The following is a 26702-nucleotide window of genomic DNA, read 5'->3' as shown; positions in this document are numbered from 1 at the left end:
ATTAACAAATATATCTTTTATTGGACTAAATACCAAAATAAAACAAAAAGCCAGTACAGGAAAATGTACTGGCTTTACCATCGGATAATGATTGGTTTATTTTTTTGCGTATTTGAAGTCTTTACCAATAAAACGTGCAGAAGCACCTAGTTCTTCTTCAATACGAAGCAACTGATTGTATTTTGCTATCCTGTCAGAACGAGATGCAGAACCAGTTTTAATCTGGCCGCAGTTTAATGCAACAGCTAAATCTGCAATTGTAACATCTTCAGTCTCTCCAGAACGGTGACTCATTACTGAAGTATAACCATTAGTTTGCGCTAATGTTACAGCATTAATAGTTTCTGTCAATGAACCAATCTGATTAACTTTTACTAAAATAGAATTGGCAGTTTTTTCATCAATACCTCTTTGAAGTCTTTTTACGTTGGTAACAAACAAATCATCACCTACCAACTGTACTTTATCACCTACTCTGTCTGTCAGCATTTTCCAACCTGCCCAATCATCTTCGTCCATACCATCTTCAATAGAAATGATTGGGTATTTCTCTGATAATGAAGCAAGGTATTCAGCTTGTTCAGCGCTGCTACGGATAGCGCCTTTATCGCCTTCAAATTTAGTATAATCGTATTTACCATCTTTGTAAAACTCAGAAGCAGCACAATCAAAAGCAAGACAGATTTGCTCGCCTGGTTTGTAACCAGCTTTTTCAATAGCTTGCAAAATGGTTTCAACAGCATCTTCTGTGCCGTCAAATTTTGGTGCAAAACCACCTTCATCGCCAACTGCAGTAGAAAGACCTCTATCATGCAAAATAGCTTTAAGGTTGTGAAATACTTCAGTTCCCCAGCGCAAAGCCTCAGAGAAAGAAGAAGCGCCAACGGGCATGATCATAAATTCCTGGAATGCGATAGGCGCATCAGAATGAGATCCACCGTTAACAATGTTCATCATTGGAATAGGTAATGTGTTTGCATTTACACCACCAATGTAGCGGTATAAAGGCTGGCGGCTTTCTTGTGCTGCTGCTTTTGCAACGGCCAAAGAAACACCTAAAATAGCATTAGCACCAAGGTTTCCTTTATTTTCCGTACCATCAAGCTTAATTAATAAGCTGTCTATTGCAGTTTGTTCAAATACATCAATACCTTTTAATTCATCGGCAATTTTATCGTTTACATTGGAAACTGCTTTTAAAACACCTTTACCTAAGTACACTTTTTTATCACCATCCCTTAGCTCTACAGCTTCGTGCACTCCGGTTGAAGCACCAGAAGGTACTGCAGCACGACCAAGAATACCATTTTCTGTAATTACATCTACCTCGATGGTAGGATTGCCACGGGAGTCAAGTATTTGCCGCGCATGAACATCAATTATTAAACTCATTTTTATCTATATTTTGTTTTACGTAAGCCTTAGTGTATAATGTACAATTACTGAGGCAATATCCAAAGTTATAATAAATTTTAAATACGCTACTATTCCCACTTAAAAACTTTTACCGCAACAGCGTAAATACCTATACCCCAAATGATCATGATCAGAATCTGTTGCCTTACGTCCCATAATCCGGCACCCTCAAAAGCTACCTTTCTCATGGCATCATTTAGGTAGGTAAGCGGTAATGCCCTGCTTATTGGTTGTAGCCAGGTAGGAAATGCATCAATAGAAAAAAATGTTCCTGAAAGCAAGAACTGAGGAAGGGTAATGATGTTGGAAATAGGAGGGATGGTACTCTCACTCTTGGCAATTCCTGATACTACAAAGCCAAAACCCATAAATACAATAAGCCCTATTAATGCAAGCAACAGCATGTTGATCACCGTTATAGCCCCATGTATCAGTGTAAATTTAAATAAGAAGTGGCCAACAAGAATGATAAATACGGCCCCCATCAAAGCAAAGCCGATTCTAGCAATACCTTCGCCGAATACAATACTCGACCTGCTTACTGGTGTAGCAAAAAAGCGTTTAATAACCAGGTTTTGTCGCAGGCTGAAGAAAACAAAAGCAGTTCCAAATACACCTGTACTTAATAAAGAAAAACCAAGCTGCCCGGGTAATATGAAATCAATTGTTCGGTACGTGCGTCCTGTTACTACAGTTTCGTTCAACTGAGCTACAGTAGGCCTAACATCTTGCGTGTTTAGCTTATAAAGTAGGTTGTTTAATACAGATTTTAAAATATTCCCTTTATCCATTGATGCAGATGTATACTTTACGTTAACAAGGTATGCCGGTTTACCAGCTGCATTTTTCTGCACATCTATCAAGGCGTCGTAACTTCCCTTTTCTAATGCACCGTTTATTTCATCTGTGTTTTTGTTCTTTATTAGCCTAACCACACTAATGTGGTCTAACGCTTTAATTATTGGGTTTTGTAAGTCTGATTGCGGCGAAACTGCCAGGTCTATCTTTACGCCGCCTCCACCAAGGAATCCAAAAACAAGAATAAAGATTAATGGGAAGGCCAGGGTAAACACAACAGCAGAAGGACTGCGCATGATGGAACGGAAACTTGCTTTAGCAAGTGCCATTGTGGCGTTATAGTTACTGTAAGGTTTGTTCATCTGTAAATATTAGTTATCGGCTCTCCATTCCTTGCCTGTAAGATTAATAAATACATCTTCCAGGTTTGCTTTTTTTACTTCTTTTTTTCTTTCAAAACCACTATTCACCAAGTTGTCTATTAAAGCATCAGGTGTATCCAACACAATTATTTCACCATGCTCAACAAAAGCTACCCTATCGCACAGTTGCTCTGCCTCGTCCATATAATGGGTAGTGATTACAACGGTAGTGCCATTGTTTCTAATCTCATTGATAAGGTCCCAAAGGTTACGGCGGGCTTGGGGATCCAATCCTGTTGTAGGCTCGTCAAGAAATACGATCTTTGGAGAATTGATCAAGGTGGTTGCAATAGAGAAACGCTGCTTCTGTCCGCCTGATAAAGCTTTATATTTTGCTTTTGCTTTATCCTGTAGGTTTACTTTGCCCAGCATATCCATAGGATCTATCTTCACATCATATAAACCTGAAAATAGTTCCAGTAGTTCTACCAGATTTAGGTTTGGATAGTAACCTGCAGCCTGAAGTTGTACACCAATTATTCTTTTTATTTTATTGGCATCCTGATCTACGGAGTGACCGTCTACAAAGACCTCACCTGAAGTCTTTTCCCTTAAGGTTTCAATGATTTCAAGTGTAGTAGTTTTGCCCGCTCCGTTAGGGCCAAGCAAGCCAAATATCTCATTCTCGTAAACATCAAAGCTAATGCCCTTTACAGCAACAAAGTCATCGTATTTCTTAACAAGGTTTTTGACGCTGATGATGGCCTCTTTCTTCTCCATGAGTTAAATGTAACAAGGTTTTAAACAAAAAGAAGTAACCAAAGTTACTTCCCTTTAAAGATGTCGGTGAAATGATGTATTTGGTAGGTAAAACGCCTATTACCAGGCTAATTCGCCATTAATCATGTTTACAAAATCATCGAATAAATATCTGGAATCATGCGGACCAGGTGATGACTCTGGGTGATACTGGACAGAAAATGCTTTCTTTCCTTTAACACGGATACCTTCTATAGATTGGTCATTCAAATTAACGTGCGTAATTTCTACCTTGTCAGATTTTCTAACTTCATCAGGAATTACCCCAAACCCATGGTTTTGAGAAGTTACTTCACAGTGGTTTTTGATAATATTCTTTACTGGGTGGTTTAATCCTCTATGGCCGTTAAACATTTTCATGGTGCCAATTCCATTTGCTTCTGCAAGTAGTTGGTGGCCAAGACAAATCCCAAATAATGGTTTGTCTGCAGCAAGAATTTCTTTAACTGTTTCTATGGCGTAAGGCATAGCTGAAGGATCACCAGGGCCATTTGAGATGAAGTAACCGTCAGCTCCCCAGTTGTTCATTTCTGCAAAAGTTGTTTTTGCTGGAAATACCTGAACGTAGATATCCCTAGCATCAAAATTCCTTAATATATTTTTCTTGATACCAAGATCAAGCGCTGCTATTTTAAGGCTGGCATCAGGAGAGCCATAAAAATAAGCCTCTTTAGTTGATACCTGAGATGATAACTCTAGTCCGTCCATAGATGGAACTTCAGCCAATTTAGCCTTTAACTCGTCCAGGTCGGTGATCTCAGAAGAAATAATGCCGTTCATTGCACCTTTGTTTCTGATGTGACGTACCAATGAGCGGGTGTCAATATCAGATATGCCAACAATATTTTCGTTTTGGAAGTAATCCTGAATGGATTCAGAGGCTTCTTTGCGGCTAAATCCAATATTGTAGTTTTTACATACCAAGCCTGCAATTTTGATGCTGTCAGATTCGGTCTCATCCTTATGAATTCCATAATTTCCAATGTGGGCATTGGTCGTAACCATGATCTGTCCGAAATAAGAAGGGTCAGTAAAGATTTCCTGATAACCTGTCATTCCTGTGTTAAAGCAGATCTCTCCAGTAGTTGTGCCAATCTTTCCGGCAGCTTTACCATAATAAACGGTGCCATCGGCAAGTAGCAAAATTGCAGGTAACTTTGTGTAATTAGTCATGCGGATTGTTAAAATGAAAATTTTTTATGGAGGAAAATGAGGAAAATGGAAATTTACATCCGACTTTGACGTCGCTTTCGTAATTAACAAATGTGCTGTTAAATAACCCCTTCATTTCGGGGTACAAAGATACGTGTTTGCAGCTTTATATCAAGCCCTTTTTTAAAACAATAAAACTATCTATATTTCAGATGTAAAAAGTAAGTTTGCCTCAACAAAACGAAATACCATGTCTGTAAACAAAGAAATAAAACGCATTACCACCCATATCCTTCAAGAAATGAAACATAGTGGGGAGAAAATAGCGATGTTAACAGCATACGACTATTCTATGGCCACCATTCTTGATGATGCTGGCCTGGATGTTTTACTTGTAGGCGATTCTGCTTCTAATGTGATGGCAGGTCACGAAACTACGTTGCCAATTACACTAGACCAAATGATTTACCATGCGCAAGGGGTGGTTAGAGGAGCATCACGTGCTTTTGTAGTGGTAGATTTACCTTTCGGTTCATATCAGGGCAATTCAAAAGAAGCGCTTAATTCTGCCATAAGAATCATGAAAGAATCTGGAGCACATGGTGTAAAACTAGAAGGCGGAACCGAAGTTGCAGAGTCTATTTCCAGGATTATAACAGCTGGAATACCCGTAATGGGCCATTTAGGCTTAACACCTCAATCTATCTATAAATTTGGTACCTATACTGTTAGAGCAAAAGATGAGATCGAGGCAGAAAAACTAAAAGTTGATGCGATTGCTTTGCAAGAAGCAGGATGTTTTGCAATAGTATTGGAAAAGATACCCGCCAAGTTGGCCAAAGAAGTTTCAGAAAGTTTATCTATTCCAACCATTGGTATTGGTGCAGGGCCCGACTGCGATGGCCAGGTGCTTGTAGTTAACGATATGATAGGGTTAACTAAAGGTTTCAGACCTCGGTTTCTTAGGCAGTACCTAAATCTTTACGAAGGGATTTTAGGAGCAGCCCAGTCCTACATTAGCGATGTAAAATCTAAAAATTTCCCAAACAACAAGGAGCAATACTAATGCCTGTTACCGATAAAGATATTTTATACGAAGACAATCACCTTATCGCCGTCAATAAAAAAGCTGGGGATATTGTTCAGATTGATGATACTGGCGATGAACCGTTGGACGAGCAGGTTAAAAAATACCTGGCTAAAAAGTACAATAAACCTAATAGCGCTTTTTTAGGTGTGGTACATAGATTAGACAGACCCGTTAGCGGAGTAATTCTATTTGCTAAAACCAGCAAGGCACTAGAAAGGATGAATGCGGTATTCAAAAACAGGGAAGTAAAAAAAACTTATTGGGCTGTGGTAAGAAATAAGCCTTCCAAATTGTCCGGCACCCTCGTACACTGGTTAGTAAAAAATCCGCAGAAAAACGTTGTTACCCCATATAATACAGAAGTGGCAGGCAGTCAGCGTGCGGAACTTAGCTTTAGGCTTATGACTGAAATGGATGGCTATTACCTAATAGAGGTGGATCCGCTTACTGGTCGCTCGCACCAAATCAGGGTGCAGCTTTCAACGCTTGGCAGTCCTATAGTGGGTGACAATAAATATGGTTATCCCCGCGGAAGCAGGAAAGGAAGTATCTGTTTGCATGCAAGGCGACTTCAATTCTTACATCCAGTAAAAAAAGAGCCTATCAATATTTTTGCCAAGTTGCCTATAGATGGATTTTGGGAAAGGTTCGAGAATTGCTAGACTATTTACAGTCTGTTTTATCGAATACTATGCCACTGTCAAATTTTAAAGCAGACCGATTTTTGAATATTACTTTAACACCTTTTTCTTCTGTATCTCCGTAACCTTCATAAAGCTTGCCGTCTTTTTTAAGAAAAATAACCTCCCGAATGGAGCGCATTCCTTCAGAATCGAACGTATATTCTGCAATGATGGTATCACCTTTAAGCGCTCCAACAATTGTGCCTTTGTTGCTGTCTTTCTCAAATAGTTTATAACTTAAATCGCCAGTAATCTCATGATCTTGTACATGAAGTTTTAAAGATGCAGTATCACGGTTTTTTATGTAAGTGTAGCAATTGTCTGCCGATTCTGTCACGCCACCGGTCTTTGCAGAATCACTAGAAACCATTTCAGTACTGTCGCTTTCTTGAGTATTTCTATTTTCACTACTGCATGAAATTGCCACTGCAGATATTAACAAGCCTATAAACAAAATTTTGGAGTATTGAATCATTGTATTCTTCATAAGAAAGGTAGAGCAATTGCCTTGCCAAATATATTGAGAAATTTAGCCATATTACTACTGGATTCATACTGATTTCAACGAAAAATTGACAATTGGTTTATATGTCTTGCATACCAAAAAGTCTAGTTTCTGGGTCAAATCGGCCTTCTAGGGGTGTGTTCTGGGTGAATACACCGAGCCAACACCCATCAGACACCGAGCGAAGAGCCAGCAAAGAGCCATATTTATACTAGTCATATCGAACGATTCTAAGCTTTACAACATTGTTTATTCAATCAAAAGCCTGTTTCTGTGCATTTCGCATCAGAAGCAGGCTTTTAAATCTCGTTACATTTTCTTATTTCATTTTGGCGCCTAGAGCATACTTGATGCCACCTAGCAGATGATTTAAGTAAAGTGGATCTGAGTAAGACTCTTCAACGTGACCAAGTTCAGTGTAAAATGCACGACCACCATCATAACTATGGTACCATGCCATAGGATGTGTAGCACCATTGATGCCGCCTGTATAGCTGGTTTCGTCAATTGTGATTAGCACATTAAGATCTGGAGCAATGTTTTTGAAGTTATACCATTCATCTTTTCTGCTCCAAACTGCGGGAAGATGCTTTGTAGCAATAGTAGTTCTGTCTACTACATTAAGCGTAGCTACTTGTTGGTTAGGATGGCTTACAAAATAGGCGCCTACCAGCTTACCATACCAGGCCCAATCGTATTCTGTATCAGTTGCAGAATGCACACCAACAAAACCTTTCCCGGACTGGATGAACTTCTCAAAAGCACCTTGCTCCTCATCATTCAATGCATCTCCTGTTGTGTTTAAAAAGATAACTGCAGCATATTTTTTAAGATTCGCGGTGTTAAAGTTACTAGCGTCTCTTGTGGTATCAACCGCAAACTTATTCTCAGTACCCAGCTTTTGGATGGCTGCCATGCCTACATCTATGGAGGAATGATGGAAGCCTGCAGTTTTTGAGAAAACAAGTACTTTGTTTTTTTGTGCCGATACAAGGCTGCTAACTAATACCAGGGCTAGTAATAAAAGGCCTGGAAGATTTTTTCTGTTCATTTTCATTTGATTATGTGGAATAAATATAGGAGTATTCTATCGAATTTTTATAACAAGTCCTCCATAAAAACTTCTGGTTGATGCGGCATTAAAATATCTGCCACCTAAAGCGTTAAGGTCGTTACCGAGGCTGTATTTTTGATTTAACAAATTATCTGCTCCTGCAAATACCTCCACAGGCAGAGCGCCAAGTCTAAGGTTTTTAATACCTGCTTTTGCCTGCAATAAATTATAGTTGTGTGCAAAGACAGTATTTGCGTCATTTAAAGGGATGCTGGAGGTATAGTTGTGCTGTGCAAAAAGGTAGATTGATTTAGGTAGTAGTGCTTCAAGGCTGGTTACAACGGTAGCTTTCGGTACTCCGGTTAGTGAATTACCAGAGTAATTATCAGTGTTATTAATGTATTTGTCAAATTTGAATTGGCTTAATGTATAGCTGTTTTTTAGTTGTATTCCTTTGAAAAAGCCTGTATTGCTTTCACTTAATATCCAATATGCAAGAGAAGTTTCCAACCCCCATTGCTTAGTACCTCCGGCATTGACAAAATATTCAGTTACATTTTGATCTACACGGCGTACGATGGCATTTCTAAGATTGTAGTAAAATCCGGTTACATCCACATATACTCTGTTCTGAAATGCCTGAACCCGTATGCCTGATTCGTAATTCCAACCCTTTTCAGGCTGTAAATTTATATTAATTACGTTGTTTGAAGCCCTAACTTCAGATAGGGTTGGAGGAGAGTAACCCTTGCTAACAGATGCGCGGACCGATACTTCTTTACTAAAAAGGTAGGATAGGGCAAGGCGGGGCATGAGCTGGGTAGAGAATTTCTTAGTCCGTTCGGCAATGGCTACCGGGGCAAGGCTTTGGTAGTTATAGCCATAAAGATTTGCGCTCGCAGATAGTTCGATGAGTAGTTTTTCTGCGATATCTGCACTTAGGTGTGCAAAAGCGAAATTAGACTTCGCTTTTAGCTGGTCTGAAGCTTGTACAGTACCCTGAATGCCAAAATCATTGTTGTAATTGTCGAAATCTGTTAACGTTTGCATACTTTCTACACCCACATTAAAGCGCAGGTTTGCAGCGTCACTTTTATTGTAATACTCCATATAGGAACGCAGACCTAAGGTAAATTCTTTTCGTTTTTCATAATTGGTGATGAAAGGGTTTTTGAAATCAGTATAGGAAGAGAACAAAGCTATAACATGTTTAAAATGTTCGCTGATGTCCCATGAGTTGGAGATTCCGCCGTATAAGGTTTTGTTGTAAATGCCTGCCTGTTGTTCTATAGCACTTTTTGTTGCAGGAGTGCTTGGTCGTGATCCCTTAGGGTTTGCCAAAAATTGTGCTGCGTTTAATCCTCCTGGAGTGTTGTAATGCAGGTCTGAATAAAATATTAATGACTTAAGATTGGCGTATTTGGCATAATCCCATTTTTGCAGTAATTGGAAATATTTACGATCCATGCCGCTATGATCCCGATAGCCATCGCTGCGTTGGTAAGCTTGGGTAATTCCTAAAGTATACTTGTTTAATTGTTTATTAAAGGAAGCAGTTTGGTGGAAGGAGCCGAATGAGCCACCCTCCAGTTTTACTGTAGCCAATGTGCTATCTGGAATATCTTGAGGCTGAATTAGAATTACACCACCTGAGTTGGCACCGAAAATGCTACCATGCGGACCTTTTAAAATTTGCAGCTTACCTGCACCTGATATGTCCAGGGCGTTTAAATAGCTGTTGCCTCCAGCGTCTGTTAAGGGAAAATCGTCGAAGTAAATTTTTACGTTACGGATACCAAAAGGGGAACGCAAGAGGCTACCTCTTATAGAAAGGCGGTAGCTGCCTGGAGAGCGTTCTTCCATTCTTACACCAGATATGGTATTCACAGCACTTACCAGAGAGGTGGAAGGCTGTTTTTCTATTGTTCCCTGATCAATCAATCCAATACTTCCTGTCGAACGGAGCAAGGGCTGACTTGAAAAATAGGGTTTTATAATCACTTCGTCAAGGCGTTTTGCGGTGTCAGTTTTAGTTTGTGCAAAACTTAAAGAGCAGTTGATGGTCAGTAAAATGCTAAGGATTTTTTTCATCGATAACAAAGCTAAAGTTTAGGTGGTACATTCTTTAAAATGTATTACCATATTTACGTTAATATATTTGCGCTGTATAGCAGGTTAGTAACAAAACCCTATCTTTAGGCGATTTTAACGGGAGCATGTTTGTTAAAAACAATCTGCTTTTATTTTCATTTATATAATTGTATTTATAAACAACATGTCGAACAAAGCAAAAATTATCTATACTAAAACAGATGAAGCGCCAATGTTGGCAACCTACTCATTGCTTCCAATTGTACAAGCTTTTACTGCCTCGGCAGGCATTGATGTAGAAACCAGAGATATTTCTTTATCCGGAAGGATTTTGGCGAATTTTCCGGAGTATTTAACTGAAGATCAGAAAGTCGGTGATGCACTGACTGAGCTTGGTAAGTTGGCTACAACCCCTGAGGCTAACATCATTAAACTGCCAAATATTTCTGCTTCTATACCACAGCTTGTGGGAGCGATTACTGAACTGCAGAGTCAGGGGTATAAGATTCCCAGCTATCCGGATAATGCGCGGACAGAAGAAGAAAAGGCAACTAAAACTAAATACGCCAAAGTGTTGGGCTCTGCGGTTAACCCCGTTTTAAGGGAGGGTAACTCTGACAGAAGAGCGCCTAAGGCAGTAAAGAATTACGCAAAAGCAAACCCACACTCGATGGGTAAATGGTCTGCCGATTCGAAAACAAGAGTAGTCAGCATGAGTACCGGGGATTTTTATGGTTCGGAAAAATCTGTTACCGTGGCAGAGGCGAGTCAGTTTAAAATAGAGTTTGTTGACGCAAACGGATCAGTTACCGAATTAAAAGGACTTGCATCTTTAAAAACAGGTGAGGTGATTGACAGCTCAGTATTGAGTATTTCTGCATTGAAGTCTTTTGTCGCCGAAGCTATTGCTGAGGCTAAAGCTGCAGGAGTGTTGCTTTCTGCCCACCTAAAGGCAACCATGATGAAGGTTTCAGACCCTATTATCTTTGGTGCTATTGTTGAAGTTTACTTTGCAGATGTTTTTACTAAATATGCAGATCTTTTTAAAGAGATCAATATAGATACACGCAATGGCTTAGGAGATGTGTATGCTAAGATAACCGGAAATGCAAAAGAAGCAGAAGTAAAAGCTGCTATTGACACGGCTATTGCAAACGGGCCTGCATTGGCTATGGTAAATTCTGATAAAGGAATTACTAACCTGCATGTTCCGTCAGATGTAATTGTAGATGCCTCTATGCCTGCAATGATCCGTACTTCTGGACAGATGTGGAACAAAGACAACAAACAAGAAGATACCATTGCTATTATACCAGATCGTTGCTACGCTGGTGTCTATACAGCAACGATTGAAGATTGTAAAGCACATGGCGCCTTTGATGTAACAACAATGGGTTCTGTGCCTAATGTTGGTTTGATGGCTCAAAAAGCTGAGGAGTATGGTTCTCATGATAAAACCTTCCAGGCGACTGGGGGTGGAATAATTCGAGTAACTGATGCTGAAGGTAAAGTGTTTTTCGACCAGCCGGTTGAAAAAGGAGACATATTTCGCATGTGTCAAACCAAAGATGCGCCGATACAAGATTGGGTAAAACTTGCTGTTAACAGGGCACGCTTATCTGCTACGCCGGCAGTTTTCTGGTTGGATGAGCAAAGAGCACATGACAGACAGATCATTGAAAAAGTAAATAAGTATTTGGCAGAATTGGATACAGCAGGATTGGATATCCGTATTTTAACGCCTATAGCTGCTACTAAGTTTACATTGGATCGCATCCGTAAAGGTGAGGATACGATCTCTGTAACGGGTAATGTGTTGCGCGATTACCTTACAGATTTATTCCCGATTCTTGAACTTGGTACTTCTGCAAAGATGTTATCCATTGTACCGTTGATGAATGGTGGTGGTTTATTTGAAACCGGCGCCGGTGGATCTGCACCTAAACACATTGAGCAATTTTTGGAAGAAGGTTATTTACGCTGGGATTCACTAGGAGATTTTTTGGCACTCGCAGTTTCTTTAGAGCACCTGGGTCAGACACAAAATAATCCTAAAGCTTTGGTGCTTGCAGAAACTTTGGACCTGGCAACTGAGAAGTTCCTAGCTAATGATAAATCTCCGGCACGTAAGGTTGGACAAATAGATAACCGTGGCTCGCACTTTTACCTTGCCCTATATTGGGCTGAGGGTTTGGCAGCGCAAGACAAGGATGCTGATTTGAAAGCCAGATTTATACCCTTGGCCAAATCGTTTGCGGAGAATGAATCAAGAATTGTTGCAGAACTGATTGCTGCGCAAGGTAAACCTCAGAATATTGGGGGCTATTATCATCCAAATGACGATCTGGCATTTAAAGCCATGCGACCAAGTGAAACCTTAAATGCTGCACTTGCAGGATTATAGAAATCCTTAAAGAATATGGAAAGCCCGTTTGCGATTGTAAACGGGCTTTTTGGTTAATATGGCAAACAAATGCGGTTTAGATAACGTTATAGTTTTATAAATTATAATGTTATGAGCGCAAATGAAAATAGTGTTTCAGGAAATAAAGGTTCTGGTGACAAAATACACAGTTCAGATTTAGGAGAAACTAAGGATTTTAACAATCTGTCTTTCGACAAAGAGAAGAATACTTTTGAAGTAGATGTGAAAGGTCCGGATAAGGATTATGATCATCCTTTCCCTTATGAAACTCCCTCTGAAAATGGTGCAGATTTTAACTCTGATTATGACGAAGCCAATCCGTATGTTGGAGATGAGTATGCTAAAAAAGAAGATAAGGTAGAAGGAGGTCTTGACGACTTAGGTATGCATATAGATAATGGTGAAAGTATTGAACTGGATCCTGAAGATGAGTTTCTTGCCCGTACACCTGAAGATGATCGAGATGATTTGGATGAAGAAGGTTATCCAATAAATGACGCTCCGATTGGCTAATGTTTAATTATTGATATCAAGGTTAAACCTTTTTCTCAACTCTTCCAATTTAGGGTTTTTTTCTACCAGGTACTGATATTTTTCGGTACTGGTATATAACCTGTTCACTACTGCGCGTGCTACCTGTTTAGTTTTAATACTTATGTTGAAGTTTTTTAAACGCGGTCTAATGTAGTTTAATAATTCGATCATCTCATCCTGCAGTAATCCTACCTGCAGTTTATGTTCTACATGTATCAATATGACATCATCGCTTTGCAGTTGTGGCTCTGAAGTGCTCAGAAGGGTATATACATTTATTTTGCCTTCTTCTTTGACCTTATCGGTGTAGCTGTTCCAGCAATCAAGAAATTGCGCTGTGCTAAAAGGTTCCTTTGCCTCACCTGTAATGTATTTGGGCTCCTTGTCATCTTCTCCTGCTGCAATTCTTTCCAAATCATTAAGTGAAGGTATTAATGTGCTTGCCTTATTTGGATCCGATATCGGATTTAAAGCGATCCTGCCGTTGGGATTGTTAACGATAGACGGAATAGGTTTTTCGGGTACATTTATTACCGAGGGTGACGTTGACTCTTTTGCAGCGGGTGTTATATTATCAAAACTTAAATTAGTTTTTTTTTTAATCTGATCTTCGTCAGTTTGGCTTGATTTCGGTAGCTGTGCGAGATTAAGCACTGAAGGGATGTGACACATCTTGATTAGCGAGAGCTCTACCTGTAATCGCTGGTTTTTGCTGCTCTTATAATTGAGATCGCATTGATTAGCAAGATTTAACGCTGTTAAGATGAACGATACCTGTGTAAGCTGACTTTGGCTAATATAGCGCTGTTTAATATTTTCGCTAACTTCAAGCAGACGGGTAGTTTGTGGGTCTTTTGCCACCAACAGATTTCTAAGGTGAGAAGACAGCCCGTTAATAAAATTGTTGCCATCAAAACCATTATTCAGAATATCATCAAATAAAATAAGTGCTTCGCTGACGTTGGAAGAGGTTAGGAAATCGGTAAGCTTAAAATAATAGTCGTAATCCAGGATGTTCAGATTGGCAATTACAGACTTATAGGTTAAGTTTTTGTTGGTATAACTTACAATCTGATCAAACATGGAAAGCGCATCCCTCAAACCACCATCTGCCTTTTGGGCAATAATATGCAGTCCGTCTTCCTCTACCTGGATCTGCTCACGCAATGCGATCTTATTTAAAAGTGCTGCAATATCATCTACCTGTATCCTATTAAAATCAAAGATCTGGCAACGAGAAAGGATGGTTGGGAGGATTTTATGCTTTTCTGTTGTCGCTAAAATAAAAATGGCATAAGAAGGCGGCTCTTCAAGCGTCTTTAAAAACGCATTGAATGCATTTGCAGAAAGCATATGCACCTCATCTATAATATAGATTTTGTATTTTCCTGCCTGTGGCGGAATGCGGACCTGATCTATCAGGCTTCTAATGTCATCTACCGAATTATTAGATGCGGCATCTAATTCATGAAAATTAAAAGAATGACCCGTCTGAAAAGAGACGCAAGAATCGCAGGTGCCACAAGCTTCCTGGTCAGCTGTTAAATTTGTGCAATTAATTGTTTTGGCAAGTATACGTGCACATGTTGTTTTACCAACACCCCGCGGACCGCAGAATAAAAATGCTTGAGCGAGCTGGTTGTTTTTTATCGCATTTTTAAGTGTACCCGTAATGTGGTGCTGACCAACAACGGTTTCAAACGTTGCAGGGCGATACTTACGGGCTGATACGATAAAGTTCTCCATGACACAACGAAATTATAAATTTTTTACAGAGGTGTGTAGTATTGTTGGGAAATAAAATTAATTTTGAGCTACCAAACAAAATCAAATAATATGAAACGCATTCTCATTGGCTTATTACTTGCCATTCCTGTGCTATGTTCTGCACAGACTAATTTGCAAAGGGGCTATATTGTTAATAATGCCAAAGACACCCTTGAAGGTTATATCGATTATAGACCTCGTGTCAATTCAGCTTCTACTTTTAGATTTAAACCAGGAGAGAATGGCGCTATGCAAACCATGACTCTTGAAAATTGTAAGGCCTATGGCATTAATGGTGATGAAAAATTTGAACGCTTCAGTGTTGACATTAGCCAGGGTCCCAGTAAAGTCGAGCAGTTAAAAGTTGGATTGGATTCTTCTGTTAAAACGGCAACAGTTTTCTTAAAAGTTATCCAAAAAGGTAGTCAGGTATCTCTTTATTCCTATACCGATGATATTAAGGAAAGATTTTATTTAAAGGACAGCAAAAGTAACGAGCCTTATGAACTGATTAGAACCAAGTATCTTGAAGCTCATAATATTAGCCATATTATCAGCAGAGACAGGTATAAAGGGCAATTGATGTTTGAAATGAGAAACTTGAACATCGGAACTAGTTATTTTGAGGGCGATATGGATAACTTGAACTATAATGAAACCGAGATCAGAAAAATAGTCTCTATTATGAATAGGGAGGTAGTTCGGGTTGCCAAGAAAAACACCAGGGTTTTTGTAGGATTTGGTGTTAGTAATACTTCGCCAAAGTATACTGGGAAGTATGTGCTTGCAAATGATGCTGCCATTAAGACATCCTCTTTAATGCCAACGATATCCATAGGCGCTGATTTATTTAACGGCTCAACTTCCGCATTTTTTGTTTATAGAGCAGAGCTGTCGGTATTAATGGGTAAAGGTTTGAAGATTGCAAACGGTGAAAATGTTCACTCTTTCGATCACATTACGCTATGTCTAAATCCTAAGGTGATGGCTAACTTATATAATACTGATAAAATAAAGGTTTTCCTGGGTATCGGTGGATTATTAAATTATTCAAAATTTAATAATAACAAAGCAGGCAGAGTTGTTCCTGTTTCCGGCTCACCAGATCAATTTGTAGAAAATGATATCGCATTAACCAGTACAACTTTTGCTTACAATTTTAATGCTGGGGTTCTCCTTAATAAAAGGATTGAAGCAGGGGTTACCTATACGCCTGGATATTCCATATCAAATTACAATGCATTTGCCGTTAAGCTGGAGATCATGCAATTCGGAATTAAGTATCATTTCGGAAAATAGTTTAATTCCTGATAATGGGGTAATCTGTTTCAGAGCACTTCTTTTTCATTCAGAGCGCAGCGCAGAATCTAGATTCTGCGCTGCGCTCTGAATGAAAAGGCCTGTTGGGAATGACAAGAGAAGCAAAAGCTATATTTTAGTAAACATTAAACCTTTTGATTATTAGAAATTTATTGTTAGCTTTGCCCTCCCGTAATAAAAGTGCGGGATTAAATTAAAACAAATTAATAACAATGAATCAGTACGAAACTGTTATCGTTCTAACCCCGTTGTTATCAGAAGACATTGCTAAAGAAGCACTAGCTAAATATAGCAAAATTCTCACTGATAACGGAGCCGAAATTGTTCAAGAAGACAATTGGGGTTTGAGAAAATTAGCGTATCCGATTGAAAAGAAAGCAAGCGGATTTTTTCACCTTACAGAGTACAAATCTACAGGTGATGTGATTAGTAAATTGGAATTGGAGCTTAAGCGTGATGAGCGTGTATTGCGTTTCCTTACCATTAGATTAGACCGTCATGCGGTTGCATATAATGAGAAGAAACGTAGCGGAGCTTTTAACAAGAAACCAAAACAGGAGGCTGCAGTATAATGGCAAAGGATCAGATACAATATGTTACCGCTCCAAAAGTGGACGATAATAGGAAGAAATATTGCCGTTTTAAGAAAAATGGTATTAAATACATTGATTACAAAGACGCAAACTTTTTGTTAAAATTCATCAATGATCAAGGTAAACTTTTACCTCGCCGTTTAACTGGTACTTCATTGAAATTTCAGCGTAAAGTGGCGCAAGCGGTTAAACGCGCACGTCACATTGGTTTGTTACCTTTTGTTGCTGACCAATTAAAATAGGAACTGAGAGATGGAAATCATTTTAAAACAAGATATCAAATCCCTAGGGGAGAAAGATGATATCGTAAATGTAAAGCCAGGTTATGGTCGTAACTATCTGATCCCACAAGGATTTGGTCAGTTGGCAACTGTTTCAGCGAAGAAAGTTTTAGCAGAAAACTTGAAGCAAGCGGCTTTTAAACAAGATAAAATTAAGAAAGATGCAGAAGGCATTGCTGAGCGTTTAACAGATGTTAAGCTTTCAATTGGTGCTAAGGCAGGTGAATCAGGTAAGATATTTGGTGCAGTAAACACCATTATGATTGCTGATGCATTAAAACAACAAGGTTTTGATGTTGACCGTCGCCGTATTACTTTCGAAACCGAGCCTAAATTTGTTGGTGATTATGTTGCCAACTTAAACTTACACAAAGAAGTGAAAGTTAAAGTTCCTTTTGCAGTAGTAGCGGAGTAATCTTTATTACAGATATGAAAAAGCGTTCAGAAATTTCTGGACGCTTTTTTTATGCCCCACGATTTGTCACTTGATTAGGCTTGCTCATTTATCTATCTTTGGATAATGGCAAAGCAAAAGAGAGCTGCTAAGAGCTCTAAAAATCCCCTACTGAAGAAAGTCACTTCCGTTATTTCAAAAATTTTCCTGTGGTTTCTAATGGTTACCGTGTTGTGGGTTTTGGTTTATCGCTTTGTAAACCCACCAATTACTCTGCTGATGATCCAGCGTAATATGGAACGCAGTTCAGATGATAAGTCCGCTAAGATGGAAAAGAAGTGGATGGATTTTAATGATATATCCGACAATATGAAAAGGGCCGCCGTTTCAGCAGAAGATCAATTGTTCTTAAAGCACCTTGGTTTTGATGTTAAGGCTATTGAAAAAGCATTTCAAACAAATAAGAAGGGTAAAAATATTAAGGGTGGAAGTACCATATCACAGCAAACGGCTAAGAATGTATTTTTATGGCCAGGAAGATCCTGGATAAGAAAGGGATTTGAGGCATATTTTACATTACTTATAGAGATACTTTGGAGTAAAGAAAGAATTCTGGAAGTTTACCTGAATGTAATAGAGATGGGAGACGGTATCTATGGAGCAGAGGCTGCATCGCAAGAATACTTTGGTAAGTCATGTGGTAAGCTCAGTCGCTCTCAGGCTGCATTGATAGCCGCTTGTTTCCCTAATCCAATACGCTGGACACCTAGGAAACCAACAGCCTATATAAAACATAGACAATACTTGATTATAAAAAATATGAGCAGGTTAGGTCCTTTAGATTTTTAACTCTTATTTTATCAGGTGAGCAAAAACTATATTGTGCCAGCTCTTCTCAAAAGGTACCTTCCATTTGGTTTCAAATTCTTGTAGGTTTTGCACCATATTATTGAAAACTATTGTTTTAGGGCCTACAGCTTTAATGTTAATTAAAGTTTCAAAGTCTTCTTTGTTGGTCACGATAACCTTACTATCTACCAGATAGGCCATATTAAATCTATTAAATAAATCTACCCCATATTGCTCTTCTATTTCTTTTATAATCCTTACAGAAGCATCTATAGAACATCCTGTGGCACCAGAAGTTGTTTCATCAACAGTGAATACAATAAAGAAATGGAGCAATACCTCTGCTTTAGCTTTAAGCTGATGGCCGTGTGCCTTCCATTGTGCAGCAAAATCGCCTAATTTTTGCTGGACTTCTGCTACTTCATCATCAGTAAATGCGCGGTTACTTTGATATACCCAAACTTTAGATTGTGGAGAAAAACTCATATTCAAAATTACATTTTTTTTTAACTTGATGCCCTGAAATCATTTCCCTGATGAAAAAGTTTACAATTAACTTGAAAACATGCCTTGCTGCAGCTTTCTGCCTATTTTTAATGGCTTTTTCCCATCCTTCCGATTTGTTAGAAGAAAGCCTATTTCTTCAAAAGATGTTAAAAGACCACTATGATGATGCCCATGAAATACCCGCTTTAAAGCGGTACGAACTCAATGTTACCAACAATGGTTTTTGTCGGTACAAGTGTTTTTACGCCAATGGAAAGGTGGAGTATTTTTCTTTTAATTTAACGAAGTTTAAAGCTATAGATTACTATGGTAATGATAAAAACGGAACTGTAGTGTTGCGTACTGCCGGTGACGACGTAATTGTGCAAACATATAATGACCGGAAACAAGGAGATTTAGACAGTATGGCTAATTACATGACTATTCCATTAAAGAATATAGAACCACAAGACTTAAATGATTTATCTGTACGGCTTACGCGGATAAATGCGCAGTTACTTGCTCAAAAATAGTATACACTTCGGTCTCTTGGTATCTTGATGCTACGATGATTTCTGTATTTCCAGCGTGCTGCATAAACAGATTTTTTGCAAGCTCAGGACAATTATTATCCTTAGATAAATGAGAAAGCAATAGGTGACTCATGTATGCCGGTTTATGGCTGATGAATAGATCTAGTGCCTGTTTATTTGATAAGTGACCTTTACCACCTGTTATTCGTCTTTTAAGGAAGTAGGGGTAAGCACTTTTACTGAGTAGCTCATCATCGTAATTGGCTTCCAGAAAAGCTGCATTACATTGTTTGAAATAGAATGCTAACTGTTCGCATACAATTCCAAGGTCAGTGAAAACGCCCACTCTTGTTGCACCACAAGACACGATAAAGCTAAATGGTTCTGCTGCATCGTGCAGTTTTGGAAAACCAATAACTTCTAGGTTGCCGATGTGCACTGGATTATTGGCTCCAATATATTTTATCAAATCTTGCCTTAAGTTGAATTTGCAGCTGATATGTGTTCCCGTAGTTAAATAAACCGGAAGGTTATATTTGGATGCAAGATTGCAAAGGCCTTTAATATGGTCTGTGTGTTCGTGTGAAATAAATATTGCTTTGACCTTTTGAATGGAAAGACCTATACGTTGCATGCGGCGCTCCGTTTCCCTACAGGATAGACCAGCGTCTACAAGTATAGCTTCTTCATTGTTGCCAACATAGTAGCAATTTCCATTGCTGCCAGAATTAAGGGAAGCAATATGCAGATTGCTACAAGCCATTTGCTCTTGCTGTAATTTCTGCGATATCCAATACCTCTACGTTCTTTTCCTGATCTTTTAACTTAATTCCATCGCTCAGCATTGTCATGCAAAATGGACATCCCGCTGCAATGATTTGCGGCTGGGTTTCAAGCGCTTCTTCAATGCGCTCTATGTTGATGTCTTTATCCCCTTTTTCAGGCTCTTTAAACATTTGGGCCCCTCCGGCACCGCAGCACAGGCCATTGGATTTGCAGCGCTTCATCTCTACAAGTTGGGCATCAAGTATCTCAAGAGCAGCTCTTGGTGCTTCGTAAATGCCGTTACCGCGACCAAGATAGCAAGGGTCGTGGTAAGTTATTTTTTTTCCTTTAAAACTTTCACCGCCTTCTGCTTTCAACTTTCCTTCATCTATTAGTTGCTGTATCAGCTGTGTGTGGTGAATTACTTCGTATGTTCCGCCTAAGCCAGGATATTCGTTTTTAATGGTATTGAAGCAATGTGGGCATCCAGTAACTATTTTCTTTACATTATACCCATTTAGAACCTCTATGTTGGTCATGGCCTGCATCTGAAAAAGAAATTCATTCCCTGCACGCTTTGCAGGATCTCCGGTACAACTTTCTTCGGTTCCCAATACTGCATATTTTATACCTACATGATGCAGGATCTTGCAGATATCGCGCGTAGTTTTTTGTGCCCTTTCATCATAGCTTCCTGCGCAGCCTACCCAGAATAAAATTTCAGGTTCTTCGCCTTTGGCTATCAGTTCTGCCATTGTTGGCACTTCAAAATTTAATTGCTCGCTCATCTTAACGCTTACTTACGCTCTGAATTTATAGTTGTTGAATTAATTTTTTTCTTTAGCCCAGTTTAACCTGTCTGCCGGAGAATATTTCCATGGGGCCCCGTTGTTCTCAATATTCCCTAACATTGCGCTAATGCTGGCGGGGGATTGTGATTCTTCCATCACAGCGTATCTCCTAAGCTCAGTAATAATTCCCAGGGGATCTATGTTGATAGGGCAGGCCTCTGTGCAGGCATTGCAGCTGGTACAAGCCCAGATCTCTTCTCTGCTGATATACGTGTCGATTAAAGATTTGCCATCGTCAAAGCCATTGCCTGTTTTGTCGATGTTCTTGCCTACCTCTTCCAATCTATCCCTGGTATCCATCATGATCTTTCTGGGCGATAGCAGCTTTCCTGTAATGTTTGCCGGACAAACGGAAGTACACCTTCCACACTCTGTACAAGTATAAGCATTCATTAAATTTACCCATGTCAGGTCATTTACATCTTTTGCTCCAAATCTACCAACTTCGGCCTCCACTGGTGTAAAAGAGGGATCAAGCATTGCTTTTACCTCATTGGTAACACTTGCCATGTTTGTAAACTCCCCTTTAGGCTCCAAGTTGGAAAAATAGGTGTTAGGAAAGGCAAATAGTATATGGAAGTGTTTCGAGTAGGGCAGGTAGTTAAGAAAGGTAAATATCCCGATGATGTGGAACCACCAGCAACTACGCTCTATTTCGATTAAAGATGCCTCTGTATTTGGCAATAAATTATGCAGGTACTGGCTAACAGGAAAAGCACCGGCGGTTATGTAGTGACCGGAAGCTAATGCCTGGAGCTTCGCATCTGCGGCATTCATCAGCAAAAAGGCTGTCATCAGTAGTATTTCTGTAATCAGGATATAGTTTGCATCTGACTTGGGCCAGTTGGTCATTTCTACTCCCGTAAACCTCTTTAACTTAATAATATTTCTTCTAATCAGGAATATAGCACAGGCCAGCCATACGCCGAGGGCAAGGATTTCAAATGAGCCGATAAGCACATTATAAAGGCTGCCAAGGCCACCAAAAACCCTATGGGTGCCAAAAGCCCCATCAATCATGATCTCTAGTACTTCCAGGTTGATGATTACGAAGCCAGCATAAACGACAAGATGGAGCCCTGCGGGAATAGGACGGAAGAACATTTTTGTTTGTCCGAATGCTACTTTAAGCATGGTCATAAACCTTTTTTGGGGTTGGTCAGTTCTATCCGCTTTTTTTCCAATCCGGATATTCCTGATTATTTTTTTGAGGTTATAACTGAACAAGGCTATTGCCAATATCGTTATTGCTATAAATATGATTTGTGACACCATTCTTTAAATATCTCTATAGTGTTGCTAAGTTAAAATAAATACAGCAATTCAAATTATTATGCATGCATATAGTTTAAATTTATATGCGTTTTAAATAAAATAGCCCGATATGTAATTATTTTCAAAAAAGATTTTGCCATTCAAAAAAAGACACTACATTTGCAATCCCAAACGGGAAGTAGGTACGGTAGCTCAGTCGGTAGAGCAATGGACTGAAAATCCATGTGTCGCCGGTTCGATCCCGGCCCATACCACTTCAAAAAGCTTCAGAGAAATCTGGAGCTTTTTTGTTTTACGGTCTTTAAAGGCACTCTTAGTTGATCCATCTCGCGAATTTTGGCTTACGCTCTTACCTTCAAAATATTCAGTATTCTCAGAATTTATTGTAATTGAGGTGTGGTTAACTGAGGCACGCAAACGGCTTTAAACCTTTCTAATTTTAACTGGATTTTCAAAAAACTATATCATAAAAGTCCAACGGAGTAGAAGGGATGCCTAACGTGATAAAATCCTTTATCTTTCAAATGCGCCACGGTCGGGGCCGCCCTTTGGACGTTTTGCTCCGGTGATATCAGTGGCCTGACTGATTTCCAGAGAGCCGCTTCCTAGAGCCTTGCTTTCCTTTCCGGGGATAAAACTACCAATGCCTAATGCAGGATCAATTTTTAAAAACAAAGGATCAGCAATGATCTCGTTAGCCGATTTAAATACTTCCTGTTTAACCGGATACATGTTGTAATCCCAACGGATGTCATTGCCTTTATTGTTATTAGAAGTAACCTTGCCTGCCGGACGCGGAACGATAATGTTGTTCAGGAAAACCACGTCATGGCAAACGTTGGCAAACATTTCAGGATAACCAACAATCTGACCATTCCAGTAGGTAGTGTTGTTTATCACATCAACATGGCTCGTCTTGAACGTATGAATGCCAGAACCGCCATTGAAAGCACTGATATTGTTTGCTACCAACGCCCTTCCAGTCCAGATTGGTCTTGCCGGTTTAGTGGTTACCGAAGCTGCTATAGACTGCTTATCCCCGTCAGGATTTACGGCGACATCTCCATTGGGGTTTTTCGGACCGTCCTCCTGATCGGTAACGTCAAGAATTATCCCATTACCATCGCTCAACCTTCCAATCACATTCCAAGGCACCAGGGTTTTGTTATTCCATACATAATTGCGCTGAATGATCATATGGTAACCTGGCTTGTCATCATAAGCCCAGTTATCGAGTGTTGAAATCCCAGAACCTCCATAGCGCATAAACCAGGCATTCTCCGAGATGCGGCAATCTTCAACCGTGACGTAATCGGCTTCAATAATAGCAATTCCGCCGCCTGGGCATTTATTGACTTCACAGTTCCTAATGATAATGTGATGGGGTTTTGCATCTGACTTCTTATCCCTGCCATTAATGAAAATCCCATTTGAATTAAAATACGGATCCGGCTTTGGCTTTTTGCCATCATTAATTGCTTCCAGTAAAAAGATGGAGTCGTTATACCCGGTTACTGTTAGTCCGTCCAGGATCTGATAGGATCCAGAAATCGATATCCCAGCCCAACCAGTTGGTCTGATTACCGGATGTTGCCCTTTTAAAGCTTTCCAGGTTATCCATGCGTTTGGTGTTCCGGAGCGCGCAATCCATAAAACATGACCACTTTCTGGTGTTCTAGGTGATGTATAAACGCCGTTTCCGATCCATACGATATCTCCGGGCTGAACCAAATCTGCTGCCTTTTGTAACGTAAGAAACGCAAGTTGTAATGAATGTCCATCATTGGAATCGCTTCCACTGCCTGTAACATACCAAGCTTGCTTGCTATAACCGTAGCAATAAAAAACAATAAAAATAAATGTGCAAAATATTCTCTTCATAATCAATTAGCTAGGGTATAAAACAAGTTGTTATTGAAAGGGCGCACTCAAAGTTATAGTTTCCAGTGTATTGCTGCACATGTTATTCTATATTTATAACACTGATCAGGACAATAAGGCACATTATGTAGCGATTATTTTTTAATGGCTGTACGTATGCCCATTTTTACATGACTCGTTTCAGGATATGCTGCTGCTCATCTGAATATGAAATATCCCAGACCTTGCGCACACGATGTTTAAGGGCTTTCTTTATAATTGCTTAGATACATTATCTCCTTTAACCGGAGAATAATCGGTTTTAAGAACTCCATTTACCTTTAGTTTGTCAAAATAACATTTCACTCCAACTGCCTTGTTAAAATCTTCTGCATCCTGGATATGAAAATGTAAGTGTGGCTCTGAAGAATTTCCAGAATTACCGCAAAGACCCAATACCTGACCGATTTTTACCAGATCTCCCTGTTTCACTTTTATAGAGTGCTGTTTAAAGTGTGCAAAAAGAATGTATTCATCGTTTTTAGTTTTAAGGAGAACCGAGTTGCCCGACAAATACATGGGGTTCAATACACCCGGTATATTGTCTTTTACCCCATCCACCGCCAGTACTACTTCTGCATCACATGGTGCTAGCAATTCCTTTCCAAAGGCGTAGTAGTCTTCATTTGTTTTTCCAGTGGTTTTGAAACTCTTGCCTTCTGCATTTTTGATTACAATGTCGAATGCGTTCTTTTGAAATTTAGCCACCACATGGTAATTGACTTCTTTGGTATCGCCACCCCAAAATATGTCCCATTCTCCTTTAAACGGTAAGCTCATCTTGGTAATGTTTCTTTTCAATAATGCTTCTGCAATCTCTTCATAAGGCTTGGCATATAGTCCGGTTATCTCCTCGCTGCTATTAATAGAAATGCTAATTGTTAGCACATCATTTTGGAAGTCCGATTTATACACTCCAAAGCCATTCTCGTACTTCTGAAAAGTCATTTTAGTGATGTTGCCATATTTTCCTTTAAGCTGATTCAGAAAGCTTCTTGTCTTATCATTCGGCAAATTGACTTTGGTACCAGCGGAGAACATCGAAAAAATGCTATCGGGCTGATTGTTGTTGTAATTTTGCTTAAAAGCTGTTATTACATTTTTACTTGCAGGACTTTCATTTTGGCTGTAAGAGATAATGGTGGTTAAGATGAACAGGATAGTTATTAGCAGGATTTTCATAATCAGCGTTTTACATATTAGTAGGGCAAACCTATAAAAACTTACAGTTGTGGTGCAAAATAAAGATCGAGCAATTTTATAACCTGATGCAGATCTTCCGTAATGATGTAAACAGCAGGCGGAGGGATTGAAGGTACTGGCAAAAGCAGCCAATAATTCTTTATACTTCAGCCTTGGCCCAATTAAAGGATGTCAATGAGATAAAGTATGATCTATTGGTACTGGCAAACCTTTCCAGAGTTTTTTCTGTGTCCAATCCGAATTTGGATTAGTCCAAAAAGTATCTTCCGAAGGCAAACCCAAAATCAGGAAAACTTGAGCGCATAGGTACAGGCTGCCGGTAGAAATATATTGCTCACCCAAACCTGGCTGATGACCGTACATACCAATAGTAAGCCAGCCATTTTTATCAAAAGTTCCCGGTGCTTCAATCTGATTTTTTACCATCGTATATAAAGCGCAGCGGACCTGCTCGGGTAAGACACCTTTCGGTAATGCTTTTTGCAAAGCGACTTGTGATAAAAGCTGAAAAGCACCAAAACGATAGCATAATGAACGCCCGATTGGCGGGTAGGTGCCTTCAGGAGAAATAAGTCTTTCCTGAATTTCTGCATATCTGGTAGCTCGGATTAAAAATTTATCATGTAATTCTTGATTAACAAAAGCGATCCGGGAAATATCAAGTAACATAGGTTGGATTACAAAACTATTATAATAGTCCCAATGAAGATCAGGGCCATCGCCATAAGTACCATCACCCAGGTACCAATTCTCATGTGATTTTATGGCATAATCAATCCGCATAAAATCTGCTTCATGATCAAATTTGTAAATAGCAGTTTCTATCATCGCACTAAACAAAAGCCAGTTACTGTAGTAAGGTGTAATTATCCGAGAAGATTTCAACTGATGAATAACGTTAGCTTTTGTTGCTGCATCCAAAGGTTCCCATAATTGTTTGGGTGCTCTTAATAGGGCATGAGCAAAAAAAGCGGCATCTACTACAGGTTGTCCGCCCTTTGAGAAGTTCATGTAATCTAAGGCTGAAGAATCAGTTGCATTGCGGATACATTTACGGACCAGTAAAATATATTTCTGACGTAGTTTTCCTTCTTGAGTTTCATCAGGGCCCAGCTCCAGCCAGGGTGCCATTCCTCCAATTAACCTTCCGAAGGCTTCCAGATAAGTCACCTCACGTCTCCCGACTTCTTGTCCGGGTTGTGCCTCAACAGGCATCCTTACTTTCAATTGATTTTGACTTAAAGCCACTAGTACAGGATTGGCAATTTTCAACATAGTTTCTATTAAAAACTTACGCTGTTCCGGACCTTGTACTTCTTTTTCTTTATCAGATGCGTTGGTGCTAAGACCCATAGCCAGAAATACAGTAAGCGATAACAAGTTTTTCATTTTTTATTCTTTATAGGTTCTTTTTTTCTACTCTTACTACCGCATTTAATGTGTTGACTAGCAGAGCGATTATCGATCAGAATAAATGTAAGATTTTTTTAGATGTTCATTTAACCTGTCTAAGGTATACTATCTCAACATTCCAGA

25 protein-coding genes and 1 tRNA gene are annotated in these 26702 nt (G+C 39.4%); 11 read left to right on the top strand and 15 right to left on the bottom strand.

Annotation, left to right across the window (positions count from 1 at the left end; genetic code table 11):
* Positions 1-96 precede the first annotated feature (96 nt).
* The 4 genes from eno to carA form a co-directional block, all read right to left on the bottom strand.
* On the bottom strand, positions 97-1392 hold the full coding sequence (eno, locus tag ACVWYN_RS12755) for a phosphopyruvate hydratase (protein WP_457289248.1): 1296 nt from the start codon (positions 1390-1392) through the stop codon (positions 97-99).
* 92 nt (positions 1393-1484) lie between these two features.
* The gene (locus ACVWYN_RS12750) at positions 1485-2576 is read right to left on the bottom strand and encodes an ABC transporter permease (protein WP_457289247.1); all 1092 of its coding nucleotides are present in this window, start codon (positions 2574-2576) and stop codon (positions 1485-1487) included.
* 9 nt (positions 2577-2585) lie between these two features.
* Positions 2586-3356 (bottom strand): ABC transporter ATP-binding protein, encoded by a 771-nt coding sequence (locus ACVWYN_RS12745; protein WP_457289246.1) that lies wholly within the window; start codon positions 3354-3356, stop codon positions 2586-2588.
* Between the two features lie 99 nt (positions 3357-3455).
* Entirely contained in the window at positions 3456-4568 is a 1113-nt protein-coding gene (gene carA / locus ACVWYN_RS12740; protein WP_457289245.1) for a glutamine-hydrolyzing carbamoyl-phosphate synthase small subunit, read from the bottom strand.
* Positions 4569-4797: 229 nt separating this feature from the next.
* Here carA and panB point away from each other — a divergent pair, with 229 nt between their 5' ends.
* Positions 4798-5613, top strand: coding sequence for a 3-methyl-2-oxobutanoate hydroxymethyltransferase (gene panB, locus ACVWYN_RS12735; RefSeq protein ID WP_457289244.1), 816 nt, complete (start codon positions 4798-4800; stop codon positions 5611-5613).
* Entirely contained in the window at positions 5613-6299 is a 687-nt protein-coding gene (locus ACVWYN_RS12730; protein WP_457289243.1) for an RluA family pseudouridine synthase, read from the top strand. Before panB ends, ACVWYN_RS12730 begins: the two co-directional genes overlap by 1 nt.
* Before the next feature lies 1 nt (position 6300).
* Here ACVWYN_RS12730 and ACVWYN_RS12725 read toward each other — a convergent pair whose 3' ends face one another.
* The 3 genes from ACVWYN_RS12725 to ACVWYN_RS12715 form a co-directional block, all read right to left on the bottom strand.
* Entirely contained in the window at positions 6301-6807 is a 507-nt protein-coding gene (locus tag ACVWYN_RS12725) for a hypothetical protein (protein ID WP_457289242.1), read from the bottom strand.
* A gap of 337 nt (positions 6808-7144) precedes the next feature.
* Positions 7145-7876, bottom strand: a complete 732-nt coding sequence (locus ACVWYN_RS12720) for a ThuA domain-containing protein (protein WP_457289241.1) — start codon at positions 7874-7876, stop codon at positions 7145-7147.
* 36 nt (positions 7877-7912) lie between these two features.
* Positions 7913-9970 (bottom strand): TonB-dependent receptor, encoded by a 2058-nt coding sequence (locus ACVWYN_RS12715; protein WP_457289240.1) that lies wholly within the window; start codon positions 9968-9970, stop codon positions 7913-7915.
* A gap of 184 nt (positions 9971-10154) precedes the next feature.
* On the opposite strand from ACVWYN_RS12715, the gene ACVWYN_RS12710 reads away from it, so the two are divergent.
* Positions 10155-12374 carry an NADP-dependent isocitrate dehydrogenase gene (locus ACVWYN_RS12710; RefSeq protein ID WP_457289239.1) on the top strand — a complete coding sequence of 740 codons (2220 nt, stop codon included), beginning with the start codon at positions 10155-10157 and terminating at the stop codon, positions 12372-12374.
* A gap of 111 nt (positions 12375-12485) precedes the next feature.
* Entirely contained in the window at positions 12486-12908 is a 423-nt protein-coding gene (locus tag ACVWYN_RS12705) for a hypothetical protein (protein WP_457289238.1), read from the top strand.
* A 3-nt stretch (positions 12909-12911) separates the two neighbouring features.
* Here ACVWYN_RS12705 and ACVWYN_RS12700 read toward each other — a convergent pair whose 3' ends face one another.
* The gene (locus tag ACVWYN_RS12700; RefSeq protein WP_457289237.1) at positions 12912-14675 is read right to left on the bottom strand and encodes a DNA polymerase III subunit gamma/tau; all 1764 of its coding nucleotides are present in this window, start codon (positions 14673-14675) and stop codon (positions 12912-12914) included.
* A 90-nt stretch (positions 14676-14765) separates the two neighbouring features.
* Between ACVWYN_RS12700 and ACVWYN_RS12695 the strand changes: the two genes are divergently transcribed.
* The 5 genes from ACVWYN_RS12695 to mtgA all read left to right on the top strand — a co-directional run bounded on the left by ACVWYN_RS12695 (position 14766) and on the right by mtgA (position 18133).
* Positions 14766-15995 carry a hypothetical protein gene (locus tag ACVWYN_RS12695; RefSeq protein ID WP_457289236.1) on the top strand — a complete coding sequence of 410 codons (1230 nt, stop codon included), beginning with the start codon at positions 14766-14768 and terminating at the stop codon, positions 15993-15995.
* Between the two features lie 233 nt (positions 15996-16228).
* The gene (gene rpsF, locus ACVWYN_RS12690; protein WP_457289235.1) at positions 16229-16588 is read left to right on the top strand and encodes a 30S ribosomal protein S6; all 360 of its coding nucleotides are present in this window, start codon (positions 16229-16231) and stop codon (positions 16586-16588) included.
* Positions 16588-16851: a 30S ribosomal protein S18 gene (rpsR, locus tag ACVWYN_RS12685; protein ID WP_131594648.1), complete on the top strand. Its 264-nt coding sequence runs from the start codon at positions 16588-16590 to the stop codon at positions 16849-16851. The genes rpsF and rpsR overlap by 1 nt, the downstream gene beginning before the upstream one ends.
* 10 nt (positions 16852-16861) lie before the next feature.
* A complete protein-coding gene (rplI, locus tag ACVWYN_RS12680; protein ID WP_457289234.1) occupies positions 16862-17305 on the top strand; it encodes a 50S ribosomal protein L9 in 444 nt (147 codons plus the stop codon).
* Between the two features lie 105 nt (positions 17306-17410).
* Positions 17411-18133 carry a monofunctional biosynthetic peptidoglycan transglycosylase gene (mtgA, locus tag ACVWYN_RS12675; protein WP_457289233.1) on the top strand — a complete coding sequence of 241 codons (723 nt, stop codon included), beginning with the start codon at positions 17411-17413 and terminating at the stop codon, positions 18131-18133.
* Between the two features lie 3 nt (positions 18134-18136).
* Here mtgA and ACVWYN_RS12670 read toward each other — a convergent pair whose 3' ends face one another.
* A complete protein-coding gene (locus ACVWYN_RS12670) occupies positions 18137-18619 on the bottom strand; it encodes an ABC transporter ATPase (protein WP_457289232.1) in 483 nt (160 codons plus the stop codon).
* A 50-nt stretch (positions 18620-18669) separates the two neighbouring features.
* Between ACVWYN_RS12670 and ACVWYN_RS12665 the strand changes: the two genes are divergently transcribed.
* On the top strand, positions 18670-19152 hold the full coding sequence (locus tag ACVWYN_RS12665) for a hypothetical protein (RefSeq protein ID WP_457289231.1): 483 nt from the start codon (positions 18670-18672) through the stop codon (positions 19150-19152).
* On the opposite strand, the gene ACVWYN_RS12660 is transcribed toward ACVWYN_RS12665, so the two are convergent.
* From ACVWYN_RS12660 to ACVWYN_RS12650, 3 genes are read right to left on the bottom strand one after another with little or no spacing between them, the layout of a single operon-like run.
* Positions 19115-19915, bottom strand: a complete 801-nt coding sequence (locus ACVWYN_RS12660; protein WP_457289230.1) for an MBL fold metallo-hydrolase — start codon at positions 19913-19915, stop codon at positions 19115-19117. The genes ACVWYN_RS12665 and ACVWYN_RS12660 overlap by 38 nt on opposite strands.
* Positions 19905-20705: a (Fe-S)-binding protein gene (locus tag ACVWYN_RS12655; RefSeq protein WP_457289229.1), complete on the bottom strand. Its 801-nt coding sequence runs from the start codon at positions 20703-20705 to the stop codon at positions 19905-19907. Before ACVWYN_RS12655 ends, ACVWYN_RS12660 begins: the two co-directional genes overlap by 11 nt.
* 39 nt (positions 20706-20744) lie before the next feature.
* Positions 20745-22043 (bottom strand): 4Fe-4S dicluster domain-containing protein, encoded by a 1299-nt coding sequence (locus ACVWYN_RS12650; protein WP_457289228.1) that lies wholly within the window; start codon positions 22041-22043, stop codon positions 20745-20747.
* A 181-nt stretch (positions 22044-22224) separates the two neighbouring features.
* Between ACVWYN_RS12650 and ACVWYN_RS12645 the strand changes: the two genes are divergently transcribed.
* Positions 22225-22297: transfer RNA gene (locus tag ACVWYN_RS12645), tRNA-Phe, on the top strand.
* Positions 22298-22556: 259 nt separating this feature from the next.
* Here ACVWYN_RS12645 and ACVWYN_RS12640 read toward each other — a convergent pair.
* From ACVWYN_RS12640 to ACVWYN_RS12630, 3 genes are all read right to left on the bottom strand, one after another.
* On the bottom strand, positions 22557-23924 hold the full coding sequence (locus ACVWYN_RS12640; protein ID WP_457289227.1) for a right-handed parallel beta-helix repeat-containing protein: 1368 nt from the start codon (positions 23922-23924) through the stop codon (positions 22557-22559).
* A gap of 252 nt (positions 23925-24176) precedes the next feature.
* Positions 24177-25145: a peptidoglycan DD-metalloendopeptidase family protein gene (locus tag ACVWYN_RS12635; RefSeq protein WP_457289226.1), complete on the bottom strand. Its 969-nt coding sequence runs from the start codon at positions 25143-25145 to the stop codon at positions 24177-24179.
* A 192-nt stretch (positions 25146-25337) separates the two neighbouring features.
* Complete coding sequence (locus ACVWYN_RS12630) at positions 25338-26555, bottom strand: DUF2264 domain-containing protein (RefSeq protein WP_457289225.1); 1218 nt, start codon at positions 26553-26555, stop codon at positions 25338-25340.
* Positions 26556-26702: the final 147 nt, after the last annotated feature.

It is taken from the genome of Pedobacter sp. UYP24, assembly GCF_054057295.1.
This window is presented reverse-complemented; position numbering and strand designations above follow the sequence as displayed.

What these genes read in the sequence shown, in the direction of transcription:
- eno (WP_457289248.1), bottom strand. Translation starts at nt 1,392, where the DNA reads ATGAGTTTAATAATTGATGTTCATGCGCGGCAAATACTTGACTCCCGT.
- ACVWYN_RS12750 (WP_457289247.1), bottom strand. Translation starts at nt 2,576, where the DNA reads ATGAACAAACCTTACAGTAACTATAACGCCACAATGGCACTTGCTAAA.
- ACVWYN_RS12745 (WP_457289246.1), bottom strand. Translation starts at nt 3,356, where the DNA reads ATGGAGAAGAAAGAGGCCATCATCAGCGTCAAAAACCTTGTTAAGAAA.
- carA (WP_457289245.1), bottom strand. Translation starts at nt 4,568, where the DNA reads ATGACTAATTACACAAAGTTACCTGCAATTTTGCTACTTGCCGATGGC.
- panB (WP_457289244.1), top strand. Translation starts at nt 4,798, where the DNA reads ATGTCTGTAAACAAAGAAATAAAACGCATTACCACCCATATCCTTCAA.
- ACVWYN_RS12730 (WP_457289243.1), top strand. Translation starts at nt 5,613, where the DNA reads ATGCCTGTTACCGATAAAGATATTTTATACGAAGACAATCACCTTATC.
- ACVWYN_RS12725 (WP_457289242.1), bottom strand. Translation starts at nt 6,807, where the DNA reads ATGAAGAATACAATGATTCAATACTCCAAAATTTTGTTTATAGGCTTG.
- ACVWYN_RS12720 (WP_457289241.1), bottom strand. Translation starts at nt 7,876, where the DNA reads ATGAACAGAAAAAATCTTCCAGGCCTTTTATTACTAGCCCTGGTATTA.
- ACVWYN_RS12715 (WP_457289240.1), bottom strand. Translation starts at nt 9,970, where the DNA reads ATGAAAAAAATCCTTAGCATTTTACTGACCATCAACTGCTCTTTAAGT.
- ACVWYN_RS12710 (WP_457289239.1), top strand. Translation starts at nt 10,155, where the DNA reads ATGTCGAACAAAGCAAAAATTATCTATACTAAAACAGATGAAGCGCCA.
- ACVWYN_RS12705 (WP_457289238.1), top strand. Translation starts at nt 12,486, where the DNA reads ATGAGCGCAAATGAAAATAGTGTTTCAGGAAATAAAGGTTCTGGTGAC.
- ACVWYN_RS12700 (WP_457289237.1), bottom strand. Translation starts at nt 14,675, where the DNA reads ATGGAGAACTTTATCGTATCAGCCCGTAAGTATCGCCCTGCAACGTTT.
- ACVWYN_RS12695 (WP_457289236.1), top strand. Translation starts at nt 14,766, where the DNA reads ATGAAACGCATTCTCATTGGCTTATTACTTGCCATTCCTGTGCTATGT.
- rpsF (WP_457289235.1), top strand. Translation starts at nt 16,229, where the DNA reads ATGAATCAGTACGAAACTGTTATCGTTCTAACCCCGTTGTTATCAGAA.
- rpsR (WP_131594648.1), top strand. Translation starts at nt 16,588, where the DNA reads ATGGCAAAGGATCAGATACAATATGTTACCGCTCCAAAAGTGGACGAT.
- rplI (WP_457289234.1), top strand. Translation starts at nt 16,862, where the DNA reads ATGGAAATCATTTTAAAACAAGATATCAAATCCCTAGGGGAGAAAGAT.
- mtgA (WP_457289233.1), top strand. Translation starts at nt 17,411, where the DNA reads ATGGCAAAGCAAAAGAGAGCTGCTAAGAGCTCTAAAAATCCCCTACTG.
- ACVWYN_RS12670 (WP_457289232.1), bottom strand. Translation starts at nt 18,619, where the DNA reads ATGAGTTTTTCTCCACAATCTAAAGTTTGGGTATATCAAAGTAACCGC.
- ACVWYN_RS12665 (WP_457289231.1), top strand. Translation starts at nt 18,670, where the DNA reads ATGAAAAAGTTTACAATTAACTTGAAAACATGCCTTGCTGCAGCTTTC.
- ACVWYN_RS12660 (WP_457289230.1), bottom strand. Translation starts at nt 19,915, where the DNA reads ATGGCTTGTAGCAATCTGCATATTGCTTCCCTTAATTCTGGCAGCAAT.
- ACVWYN_RS12655 (WP_457289229.1), bottom strand. Translation starts at nt 20,705, where the DNA reads ATGAGCGAGCAATTAAATTTTGAAGTGCCAACAATGGCAGAACTGATA.
- ACVWYN_RS12650 (WP_457289228.1), bottom strand. Translation starts at nt 22,043, where the DNA reads ATGGTGTCACAAATCATATTTATAGCAATAACGATATTGGCAATAGCC.
- ACVWYN_RS12640 (WP_457289227.1), bottom strand. Translation starts at nt 23,924, where the DNA reads ATGAAGAGAATATTTTGCACATTTATTTTTATTGTTTTTTATTGCTAC.
- ACVWYN_RS12635 (WP_457289226.1), bottom strand. Translation starts at nt 25,145, where the DNA reads ATGAAAATCCTGCTAATAACTATCCTGTTCATCTTAACCACCATTATC.
- ACVWYN_RS12630 (WP_457289225.1), bottom strand. Translation starts at nt 26,555, where the DNA reads ATGAAAAACTTGTTATCGCTTACTGTATTTCTGGCTATGGGTCTTAGC.